The organism is Pseudomonas sp. GM102, from assembly GCF_000282555.1.
Classification (GTDB): Bacteria; Pseudomonadota; Gammaproteobacteria; order Pseudomonadales; family Pseudomonadaceae; genus Aquipseudomonas.
In genome coordinates this window covers 113,339-124,368 of sequence record NZ_AKJB01000047.1, presented here as the reverse complement: position 1 = coordinate 124,368, position 11,030 = coordinate 113,339, and the positions used below count along the sequence as shown (strand labels likewise).

The window sequence follows — 11,030 nt, the reverse complement described above, 5'->3', positions numbered from 1 at the left end:
CAGCCGAAGTAGCCGCTGCCCAGTTCCCAGGTCAGGTCGCCGCCGTTTTCCCGGTGATAGGCGCTGATACTGCCCTCGCCGGTGTCATGGGCGAAGTTGCCGAGTTTGGCGCCTTGGTTCAACGCGCGAATGGCGTTGGCGCTGAGGGAGCCGAAGCTCATGGCCGAGATGTTGAACACCGACGCCGAGTACGGCTGGGTGCATTGCGGGCCGCCGACTGTCACCCGGAAACTGCTCGGGTCGCTCAATGGCGCCGGGCGCATCGAGTGGCCGATGAATTCGAAGCCCGACTGATACACGTCGATCAACGTACCGAAGGGTTTGTCGGCGCTCTCGTTCTTGGCCCGCGAATAGACTAGCGATCGTTGGGCACGGGAGAAGGGCAGGGCATCGCTGTCGGATTCGAGCAGGTACTGGCGGATTTCCGGGCGGATGCCCTCCACCAGATAACGAATATTGCCCAGGATTGGATAGTTGCGGCGCACCGCGTGTGGGCTTTGCAGCAGGTCGAACAGCCCTATGAGGCTGAGGACGCCGGTGACGGCGGTGATCGGCCAGAGCCAGTCGTGTTGCAGAAAGGGCAGGCTGGCGAGGGTGAATATCACACAGACGGCAAAGAAGGCGTAGCGGCTCAGGAGGGACAGGCTCATACGGTTTCCTTGGGTTCGGACTCGGTAATGGCAGGGCATTGGCATACAGGCTTTTGTGGCGAGGGAGCTTGCTCCCGCTCGGCTGCACAGCAGTCGCAAAACCTGCTGACGGGATTTGTCTGACTGAACGCATTGCCTGTTTTGGGATCGCTTCGCGATCCAGCGGGAGCAAGCTCCCTCGCCACAGAGATCTCCTGTGGGCAACAGAGATTTCCAGCTTACGGGCGATGGCTATATTGGAGCAACCGGGTAGGAGCGTGCTTATGCTGGCCAGGATTGGCGCACCGGCAACTCGACCCGAAAGGTGCTGCCCACCCCGACCTCGCTGCGTACCGAGATATCGCCCTGGTGTTTTTTCACGATGCCATAGGACAGAGACAACCCGAGCCCTGTCCCCTGGCCCACCGGTTTGGTGGTGTAGAACGGGTCGAATATTTTCTGCAGGTTGTCCGGCTCGATACCTATGCCCGTGTCCGCGACCTCGATCGACACCGTTTCACCTTCAAGCCCGGTGCGTAGCGTGATGGTGCCCCGTTCCGGCCCCATTGCCTGAGACGCGTTGACGATCAGGTTCATGATCACCTGATTGATTTGCGACGGCAGGCATTCAATGTCGGGCAGCTTTTGAAACTCCTTCACCACGTCGGCCTTGTACTTGAGTTCATTGGCGACGATGTTCAGGGTCGACTCGATGCCCTGTTGCAGATTGGCCCACTGCCATTCCTGATTGGAGTCCACGCGTGAGAAGTCCTTCAGATCTTTGACGATTCGCCCGACCCGGCCGATGCCATCCTTGGATTCCTTGATCAACAGCGGAATGTCTTCACGCAGAAAGTCCAGCTCCACCCGTTCACGTAATTGACCGAGACGGTCGATGACCTCGCTTGAGCCAATGGCGTTTTCTGCCTCCCGATAGGCATCAAGCATTTCCTGCAGTTGCTTGAAGTAGCCATCGAGGGCGCCGAGGTTGGAGGAAATGAAGCCGATGGGGTTATTGATTTCATGGGCGACGCCCGCAGCCAGTTGCCCCAGCGAGGCGAGTTTTTCCGACTGCACCAATTGGGATTCAAGCTGTTTGCGCTCGTCGATTTCCCGCTGCAACGCCTCGCTGGCCTGCTTGAACTGGTCCGTGCGCTGATCCACCAGATGCTCCAGATGGCCCATCTGAATAGACGCCCGTTCGGTCATTTCCCATTTGGTGAGCAGGGTGTTGGCCATCTGCTGGACTTCAATGTTGTCGAACGGCTTTTTCAGAATCAGCAGGCGGTCGTGAGCGTGCAAGCGTTCCAGCAGTTCATCCCAGGAATAGTCGGAATAGGCAGTACACACTACAACTTGCAACAGCGGGTCTTCCTGCCACAGATGTTCGATGGTCTGCGCGCCGTCCCAGCCTTCAGGCATGCGCATGTCGACGAAGGCCAAGGCGTAGGGACGGTTTTCCTGTAAGGCCTGAATGAGTTTGCCCAGCCCCTCCTGACCGCCATAGGCTGAGTCCAGCTCGAACAGCAGGTTGGTGGATTTCACTTCGCTGCCGAACAGCGCGGCCTCCATTTCGTCCAGTTCTACATGCAGTGCCGACGTTGGGGTGAGGATCTTGCGAAAGTCTTCATGGATGGACGGCGTGTCGTCAATCAGCAGAATGCGTCGGTTCGAAAGATCGCTCATGCTTCCTCCATGACGGTTTTCAACGGGATCTGCAAAGTGAACAGTGCGCCTTTGCCCGGTCCGTCGCTGTGGGCGGTGAGATGGCCGTTCATCTCGATCGCGGCCAGGGCACAGCTATGCAAGCCGAAGCCGTGACCTTCCTTGCGGGTGGTAAAACCGTGGGCAAAGATCCGTGTCATGTTCTCCGGCTCGATGCCTTCGCCGTCATCCTTGACGCTGATTTGCAGAATCGTGTCTTCGACGACTTTCACCCCAAGGGTCATTTGCCGCGGGCGATTGCTGAGGTCAGTCATGGCGTATTTGGCGTTGCTGATCAGGTTGATCAGGATCAGCAACAATCGGTGTTTGTCGCCCATGATTTGCGGTACGTCACCGTACTCCTTGACCACCGTGACGTGATGCCGGGTCAGGGCGCCGGCGTTCATCCGCAGGGCGTCCTCCAGCAGTTCGCTGACGTGCAACGGTTCCATCAGGCTGTTGGCACCCGCGTAGGACTGCTGGGTGGCGACGATGTCCTTGATGTGGTCGACGCTTTTGCTCAGTTGCGCGAGTTCGTCGGTCATGCCTTGTTGTTCAAGGGCAATGGCATCCACCAGTTGGTTCAGATAACCGGGTAGCAGTTTTCCTTTCTCGTCCTGGGTCAGGAAGGCGCCCAGGTCGTCTTGATGCGCGTTGATCAGCTGCATCGCCTTGCCCAATCCCTGGGCCTTGCTGTTACGCAGCTTGCGGGTCACCAGGTCGGCCGAGATGTTCACGCTGTTGAGCACGTTGCCGACGTTGTGCAGCACATTGGTGGCGATTTCAGCCATGCCGGCCTGGCGCGCGGTGTCGAGCAGTTCGCTTTGGGTATCCTTGAGTTCGCGGGTGCGCTCCTCGACCCGTTGTTCGAGGACGTCGTTGGCGGTTTGCAGTTCCTTGTTGACCCGGTTGGTCTCCCCGAAGCTGCGCATCAAGCGGATTGCCAAGTACACCAGCACCAATACCAGCAGCGTCGAAAACACCAGCATGTAGAAGTGGTAGCGCCGGTTGGCTGCATCGGTTTGCTGCTGGTCCTTGTTCAGCAGCGCAGTAATGTCGTCCAGCCGTGCGGCCACGGGAACGGCTTCGATGTTTTCCAGCAGCCGATTGACCACGGGTTGTTCTCGCAGGATCAGCGCGATGTGATTGCTCAAGACATCGATCGGGCTATGAAACTGCTCCGGTAATCGTTCCTTGTTCACCCGCAGTTTGTTCAGCCCGACCAGGATATCGGCCGCTTTATCGTCGGAGGTGACCTGGGCGAACTCCAGGCTGCTGAGCAGCAAGTCATAGGTGTCGGTGGCGATGTTCTGTAGTTGCAGTTTGTCTTCGTCGACCAGTTGGGTAAGCGGTTCCTGGATGTCGTCTTCGGCGGTGGGCAAAAACGCCAGTGAGTTACGCAGCACCGCGTTATGGGATTTGAACTGCTCCACCAGCCGGGTTTTTTCTTGAATGGCTGCGTGATAAGCATCATGGCTGGCACGCCAGGCCGGCGAGTCATTGCGACCATGATTGGACTCCATGGTCTCGAACCGCTCCCACAGGTGCGTTATCTCGGTCAGCGGTGCCACCAGCGGATCGTAATTGTGGCTGATGGCAATCCGGGCCTTGAGAATCTCGGTTTCCCACTGCGCGTTGAACTGTTTGATCCGGCCAATCAGGTCCCGGGACTCGGCGTACGTCGAGGTCTGGTCGGAGCTTGATTTGAGGTACAGAAACAGCAGTGTCGAGGCCAGCAACACGGCCACGCCACTGAGTAACAAGAGGTTGCGACGGTGGTACGTTTTCATAAAGATTTGCCTCCCCACTCACCGGTCAGGGTCTTGAGGAATTTGATGATCAAGGTCTTGTCCTTGTCAGAGGGAACGCGACCGAGCTGGAACTTGAACATCACGTCTACCGCGTCTTCTAGGGTCTTGGCCGAGCCGTCGTGAAAATACGGCGCGGTCACGGCGACGTTGCGCAGGCTCGGAACCTTGAACACGTTGCGGTCTTCTTCATCTTTGGTGACCAGATAGCGGCCCAGATCGGCTTCGGTGGGGTTGCCCCGAATCTGGAAGTAATCGCCCATGACCCCGAATTTCTGGAACATGTTGCCGCCGATATTGACCCCCTGATGGCAGGCGATGCAGCCGTAGTCCTTGAAGCGTTGGTAGCCGTACTTCTCCTCGATCGTCAGAATCTCGGTATTGCCCAGCAGGTATTGATCGAAACGTGAGTTTGCGCTGATCAGCGTGCGCTCATAGGTGGCCAGGGCATTTTGCACATTGTTCATGGTCACGCCGTCCGGGTAGGCCTTGGCGAAAGCACTTTTGTAAGCCGGGTCGGCGGTCAGTGTCTGAACGACATGCTCCCAATGACTGCCCATTTCGCTGGGACTCTGCACCACCTCGTGGGCCTGTGTTTCCAGAGTGTCGGCGCGGCCGTTCCAGAATTGCCGGAAATTCAGGCTTGAGTTGAAGACGCTGGGGGTGTTGATCGTCAGGGGATCGCCTTTGAAGCCGATAGACAATGCTTTGTCGTCTGCGCCTCCGATTTCCAGACGATGGCAACTGGCGCAGGACAGGCTGTTGTTGACCGACAGACGTGGCTCGTTGAACAACCGGCGACCGAGTTCGACTTGCAAGGGATTCTGCTGGGGCACCGCGGGCAAGGGCTTGAGTGGTTCGTCCAGCGGTGCGCCGCTGGCGATCAGACAACATCCGAGTAGAGGCGCAAGAAGCAGGTAGTAGAAGGGGCTCGACATCTTGTGATTCCTTGGCGCAGGGGGCCTGGGTGTCGTTGCACATCATTCATTTGGTGCTGGATGGTGCGGACTGCACAGACGTCAGGTATTGCACGAAGGCGTCCGGCTCCACGGCTTTGCTGAAGTAGTAACCCTGGCCTTCTTCGCACTGGAGGGCCCTGAGAAAACTCAATTGTTCGAGGGTTTCCACCCCTTCGGCAATGACGGTCAGTTTGAGGCTCTTGCCCAAGCTGATGATGGCGCTGACCAGGGCCGCGTCATTGCTGTCACGACTCAGGCCACGAATGAATGACTGGTCGATTTTCAACACATCGATGGGAAACCGTTGCAGGTAACTCAGGCTCGAATAGCCGGTGCCGAAGTCATCGATAGCCAGCCGTACGCCCAATGCCTTGAGCCGATTCAGCGCGAGCATCGTGGCATCGACGTTCTGCATCAATACGCCTTCGGTAATTTCCAGCTCCAGCAAGGTGGGGTCCATACCGGTTTGCTTGAGTATCTGTTCGATCCCTTTGACAAAGTCCCGCTGACGGAAATCGATGGCCGACACGTTCACCGACATGCAGAGTTTCGGCAGACCTTTCGCCTGCCAGGCGCAGGCTTGTTGACAGGCCTGGGCGAGCACCCATTTGCTCAACGGTACGATCAAGCCGCTGTCCTCGGCCACACCGATGAAATCTGTCGGGTAAACCCAGCCTTGCCCCGGCTTTTGCCAGCGGATCAATGCTTCGGCGCCGACCACCTTGCCGCTGCCCAGGTCGAGTTTGGGTTGGTAGTGCAGGACAAATTCGTTGCGCTCCAGCGCCAGGCGAATACCCGACTCGATACTCTGCTGTTCCCGGGCGCGCTGGTTCATCTCATCGATGAAGAAACTGAAATCGTTCGGGCCGCTTTCCTTGACGTTACGCATCGCGGTTTCGGCTTTTTTGATCAGTGCAATGGCATCGAAACCGTCCTCGGGGTAGATGCTGATGCCCAGGCTGGCCGTCACGCTCAGGTCGTGGCCGGCGATGTGTTGAGGCGCGCGTATGGCGTTCAAGAGCTTTTCGGCGATGCCCTTGGTCTGTTGAGGGTGGTGGATGTCAGCCAGGATCACCACAAATTCATCGGAGCCGTAGCGAAACACCGAATCGGACGCGCGTACGCAGGCCACCAGGTTTTGCCCGACACGTTTGAGCATCTCGTCACCGGTCGGGTGACCCAAGGCATTGTTGATACGCTTGAAACGATCGAGCCCCAGAAACATCACGGCCAGTTGTTTGTCATGGCGTCGTGACAGGGCCAGTGACTGGTTCAGCCGGTCGCCCAGCAAGGTGCTGTTGGGCAATTCGGTCAATACGTCGTACTGCAACAAGTGCGATACCTTGAGCAGTTCGTGGACCCGGGCCTCGATGGTTTGCTCCAGGGTCAGTACTTTCATGGCCGCGTCCTGCGCCATCTGCCACTTCCAGGTCAGGGCGCTGGCCATCTGGCGGATTTCCAGGCTGTCGAAAGGTTTTTTCAGCACCAGCAACTGATCGCCGAACTCCAGTCGTTCGGCCATGGCTTCCCAGGTGTAATCGGAGAAGGCCGTGCACAGCGCGATTTGCAGGTGAGGGTCAGCCTTCCAGAGCTGTTCGATGGTTTCCAGTCCGTCCCAGCCCGGGGGCATGCGCATGTCGGTGAACGCCATGGCGTAAGGGCGACCTTGTGCCTGGGCACGCTTGACCAGTTCGAGCGCTTCCTCGCCCTGATAGGCGGAGTCGAGCTGGAATATCAGCCGTGCCGACTGCTGGCTGCCGAACAGCGCTGCTTCAGTACCGGCGAGGGTTTTTTCATCGTTGGTATCGGCACCGAGAATCTTGCGAAAGTCCTGATGGATCGAGGGCGTGTCGTCGATGATCAGAATGCGCCGGTTGGCCTGGACGGACGGAGTCTTCATTCCTTGTCCTCCGCAGCACGCCTCGGGTCGTCGCGCATCGCTGCGGTTCCGAGGCTGGCATGCACGATACTCCCGGCTTTCAGCAGCTCGGCGGCCTGCTGGCTGCTGACCGCTTGGCTGAAGTAGTGACCCTGGGCGTTCATCGGTGAGCCGGTGGCTATCAGCGAGCGGCGTTGCTCCTGGGTTTCGACGCCTTCGGCGATGATGCCGATCCCGACATCGCGGGCGAAATTGATGATTGCCCGCAGGGTGGTGGCACTGGCCGCGTCGTGGGCGGCGGTGTCGATGAACGCCTGAGCGAGTTTCAGGTGATTGACCTGGTAAGTCTTGAGGTAGTCGAACGAAGAGTATTCGGTGCCGAAGTCATCGATGGCGATCTTCACCCCCAGTTCATGCAGGCGCGGCAGGATATCGTTGTGCGTCCACTTGGTCTGGGCCAGGGTCGCTTCGGTGACGTCGAAACGCAGGTCCCACGGGCACAGTTCCCAGCGCGCGGTGGTGCGCAACACGTCATAGATCAGCTCGGGGCCACTCTTGAGCTGGGCCAGGGACAGTTTTATCGCCACCACCGGTGGCGCCATGCCTTCGTCTCGCCACTGGCGCATTTGCCGACAGGCGCGCTCCAGCACCCAGTGACCGAGGGCGATGATGATGCCGGTCTTTTCCGCCGCGGGCAAAAACGCCGGGGCTTCCAGTAAACCGCGTATGGGGTGGTTCCAGCTGACCTGCGCTTCCATGCCGAGGATCTTGCCACTGCTCAGGTCTACTTCCGGCCAGTAACGCAGTTCGAGCTCGTCGTGTTCGATGGCCTTTTTCAGGTCGTTGGCGATGGTCATGCGCTCGACCACTTCCTGATTGATCTCCTCGGAGTGGAAGTGGTACTGGTTGCGGCCTTTTTCCTTGGAGCGATACAGCGCCATGTCGGCCTGGGTCAACAGGCTGTCGGCGCTGAGACTGGCCGGGGCGTAGCTGCTGATGCCGATGCTGACCGAGACCCGCACGTCATTGCCGGCCAGGGAATAGGGCGGCACCAGTGCATCGCGGACCTTGGCGGCCAGGGCTGCTGATTGGGTCGGGTCGCCGACGTCCAGTTGCAGGATCGCGAACTCGTCGCCACCCAGGCGGGCAACCACGTCGTTTTCGCGCACGCAATTTTTGATGCGCCTGGCAACCTCCTGCAGCAACAGGTCGCCTACCGGGTGGCCCAGGGTGTCGTTGATGCGTTTGAAGTGATCCAGATCCAGATAGAACATGGCGAACGGTGTGGCCCCGCGCCGGGCGGCGGCGAACGCCTGGTGCAGCCGCTCGATCAGCGTCGCGCGGTTGGCCAGCCCGGTCAGCCCGTCGGTGCGGGCCAACAGGGCGATTTTTTCCTCGGCCAGTTTGCGTTCGGTGACATCGATGATGATGCCTTCGACTTCCAGCAAGCGGCCCTCATCGTCGCGCACCGGGATATAGCGGTTTTCGACCCAGCGCCAGTCACCGTCGCCGGTGCGCATCCGAAACTCGATGGAAGCACCTGACGCATGGCGGTCCAGTACCCTGGCCATCGCCGTATCGACTTTTGTTTGATCGTCAGGATGGATCAGCTCCTGGGCCCAATTGGCCGACGCCACCAGGGCCGCCGCGATGTGGCCGTATTTGGTGATGTTGTGGGAGATGTACATCAACGGAAACGACGGTTCGCCCCGCAGCCGATACAGAATGGTCGGGCTGTTCTGCACGATGATGTTGGCGTCGGACAGCTCCCGGGTGCGCTCTTCGACCGCGTGCTCCAGCAAGGACATCTTCAGCGCCGCGTCTTCGGTCATTTGCCACTTGGCGGTCAATGCGCTGGCCATCTGGCGAATTTCGATGGCATCGAAGGGCTTTTTCAGGATAAGCAGGCGATCGCCCAGTTCCAGGCGCTCGGCGATGTCTTCCCAGGAATAGTCGGAATACGCGGTGCAGAGCGCCACTTGCAACTTGGGATCGACTTGCCACAAGCGTTCGATGGTTTCCAGGCCGTCCCAGCCCGGCGGCATGCGCATGTCGATGAAGGCCATCGCGTAGGGCGAGTCATTCGCCAGTGCGCTCTCGACCTTGTCCAGCGCTTCGCGGCCCTGAAACGCGGAATCGATGACGAAACTTTGCAACGATACCGACACAGGGGTACCGAACAGGGCGTTTTCGGCGCTGATCAGGCTGTCGTCTTCGATCGATGGCGGGCTGAGAATCTTGGCAAAATCCTCATGGATCGACGCCGTGTCATCGACAATGAGAATCCGACGATTAATACGCGCAAGCAGCGTATTCACTGACATGCGCCTGTGCCGACAGCAGGTTGGTGCAATGAGTTCATAGAGGGTATCCCTTCCCTGATCGCAGAATGAAGCGGGTATCGTTTGGATCCGAGTGATCTGAGCATAGTCGCCCGGCCAGAAATGCGCCCGGTTGACTGAAACGAATCATTTCCGGGGTCGGGCTGAAAATCATCTAGCCTGTAGGTCAGGCTCGGGACGCCAGGACGTTTGCCCCGCGCGCGACATAAAGAGACACGTTTTCTTGAGGTAATGCCATGGAAGAGCAACTCCCCACGACTGAGACCTATCAACCCAAGTTACTGCTGGTCGACGATGAGGAGTCGATTCTCAACAGCCTGCGCCGCCTGCTGCGCGGCCAACCCTACGAGGTGCTTTTGGCCACCAGCGGTGCCCAGGCGCTGGAGATCATGGCGCGGCAGCCGATCGATCTGGTGATGAGTGACGCGCGCATGCCCAATATGGATGGCTCGACGCTGCTGGCCCACATCCATCAGCGTTACCCCGACACCCTGCGGATCATGCTGACCGGTTATGCCGATCCGACGGTCATTATCAAAGCCATCAATGAAGGGCAGATTCATCGTTACATCAGCAAACCCTGGCACGATGAGGAAATGCTGCTGACCTTGCGACAATCACTTGCCTATCAGCATTCCGAGCGTGAGCGCTTGCGTCTGGTGCAGGAGACGTGGGATCAGAACGAGAAACTGAAGCAGCTCAACGCCACCCTGGAAAAACACGTCGCGGCCCGCACCAGTGAGCTGCAACAGACCGCCGACATGCTGGATCTGGCCTACGAAGAGCTCAAACACAGCTATGTCACCGGCACCGAAGTGTTTTCGTTGCTGGCCAACCTGCGCCTGCCGCCCGCCAAACAGACCAACCGGCAGATCATCGAACTGGTGCGGGTGCACTGCAAACTCCATGGCCTGGACGAAGGCAGCAGTCGTGACCTGACCATGGCAGCGGCGCTCTACAACATCGGTAAGTTGAGCTGGACCGACAGCATGATGAGCACGCCCTCGGACCTGCTGCATCACAATGACCGCGAGCGCTATCGAGGTTATCCGAAGCAGAGTGAGTCGCTGCTGATGACGCTCGATCCGATGAAGGATGCCGCCCGGCTGATCCTGCATCACCAGGAGCGTTGGGACGGCAGCGGTTTTCCTGATCGGCTCAAGGGCGAAGCGATTCCGTTCGGTTCGCGGTTGCTGAAACTGGCGGTGGATTTCATCGAGTTACAGCGCGGGCTGATCCTCGAACGGCAGATGAACAGCGATGAAGCCCTGGTGTATATCCGCCAATACGCCGGTCGCCTCTACGACCCGGAACTGGTGGAGGATTTCATTCAGGTCTGCGCCACTTATCTGAGCGACGTGACGCTGGCCGATCCAACGGTCAAGGTGCTGACTACCCGGGATCTGGTGGCGGGCATGATCCTGGCGCGCAATCTCAATGCCGACAACGGCATGCTGCTGCTCAATGCCGGCAAGGTGTTGAATGGGCCGCTGGTGGAGAAGTTGATCGCTTTCGAGGCGATGGAAGGTGCCAAGTACAGCATTTTCGTGAAAGTGCCGGAGGAAGTGGGGGGCGCGCTTCTCGAGACGAGTTAAGCCTTCAGGCCGTAAGTAAAGACGCATAACCTGTAGGAGCGAGGCTTGCCCGCGAAGAATGCAGCGCGGTTTTTCAGGTATTACGCGTCATCGTTCTTCGCGGGCAAGCCTCGC

The 11,030-nt window shown here is 58.8% G+C and carries 7 protein-coding genes; 1 reads left to right on the top strand and 6 read right to left on the bottom strand.

The window, feature by feature from the left end; genetic code table 11:
- The 6 genes from PMI18_RS19750 to PMI18_RS19775 all read right to left on the bottom strand — a co-directional run.
- A partial coding sequence (locus PMI18_RS19750) for a glutamate synthase-related protein (protein ID WP_007898559.1) occupies positions 1–650 on the bottom strand: 650 nt, incomplete at its 3' end.
- 261 nt (positions 651–911) lie between these two features.
- Positions 912–2,315, bottom strand: coding sequence for an ATP-binding protein (locus tag PMI18_RS19755; RefSeq protein WP_007898556.1), 1,404 nt, complete (start codon positions 2,313–2,315; stop codon positions 912–914).
- A complete protein-coding gene (locus PMI18_RS19760) occupies positions 2,312–4,123 on the bottom strand; it encodes a DAHL domain-containing protein (protein ID WP_007898555.1) in 1,812 nt (603 codons plus the stop codon). The genes PMI18_RS19755 and PMI18_RS19760 overlap by 4 nt, the downstream gene beginning before the upstream one ends.
- On the bottom strand, positions 4,120–5,079 hold the full coding sequence (locus PMI18_RS19765) for a cytochrome-c peroxidase (RefSeq protein ID WP_007898554.1): 960 nt from the start codon (positions 5,077–5,079) through the stop codon (positions 4,120–4,122). Before PMI18_RS19765 ends, PMI18_RS19760 begins: the two co-directional genes overlap by 4 nt.
- A gap of 46 nt (positions 5,080–5,125) precedes the next feature.
- Complete coding sequence (locus PMI18_RS19770; RefSeq protein WP_007898553.1) at positions 5,126–7,000, bottom strand: putative bifunctional diguanylate cyclase/phosphodiesterase; 1,875 nt, start codon at positions 6,998–7,000, stop codon at positions 5,126–5,128.
- Positions 6,997–9,303 carry an EAL domain-containing protein gene (locus PMI18_RS19775; RefSeq protein ID WP_007898552.1) on the bottom strand — a complete coding sequence of 769 codons (2,307 nt, stop codon included), beginning with the start codon at positions 9,301–9,303 and terminating at the stop codon, positions 6,997–6,999. Before PMI18_RS19775 ends, PMI18_RS19770 begins: the two co-directional genes overlap by 4 nt.
- A gap of 254 nt (positions 9,304–9,557) precedes the next feature.
- Between PMI18_RS19775 and PMI18_RS19780 the strand changes: the two genes are divergently transcribed.
- A complete protein-coding gene (locus PMI18_RS19780; protein ID WP_007898551.1) occupies positions 9,558–10,916 on the top strand; it encodes an HD domain-containing phosphohydrolase in 1,359 nt (452 codons plus the stop codon).
- The last annotated feature ends 114 nt before the right edge of the window (positions 10,917–11,030 follow it).

Coding starts and splice junctions, on each gene's coding strand:
- PMI18_RS19755 (WP_007898556.1), bottom strand. CDS start 2,315: ATGAGCGATCTTTCGAACCGACGCATTCTGCTGATTGACGACACGCCG.
- PMI18_RS19760 (WP_007898555.1), bottom strand. CDS start 4,123: ATGAAAACGTACCACCGTCGCAACCTCTTGTTACTCAGTGGCGTGGCC.
- PMI18_RS19765 (WP_007898554.1), bottom strand. CDS start 5,079: ATGTCGAGCCCCTTCTACTACCTGCTTCTTGCGCCTCTACTCGGATGT.
- PMI18_RS19770 (WP_007898553.1), bottom strand. CDS start 7,000: ATGAAGACTCCGTCCGTCCAGGCCAACCGGCGCATTCTGATCATCGAC.
- PMI18_RS19775 (WP_007898552.1), bottom strand. CDS start 9,303: ATGTCAGTGAATACGCTGCTTGCGCGTATTAATCGTCGGATTCTCATT.
- PMI18_RS19780 (WP_007898551.1), top strand. CDS start 9,558: ATGGAAGAGCAACTCCCCACGACTGAGACCTATCAACCCAAGTTACTG.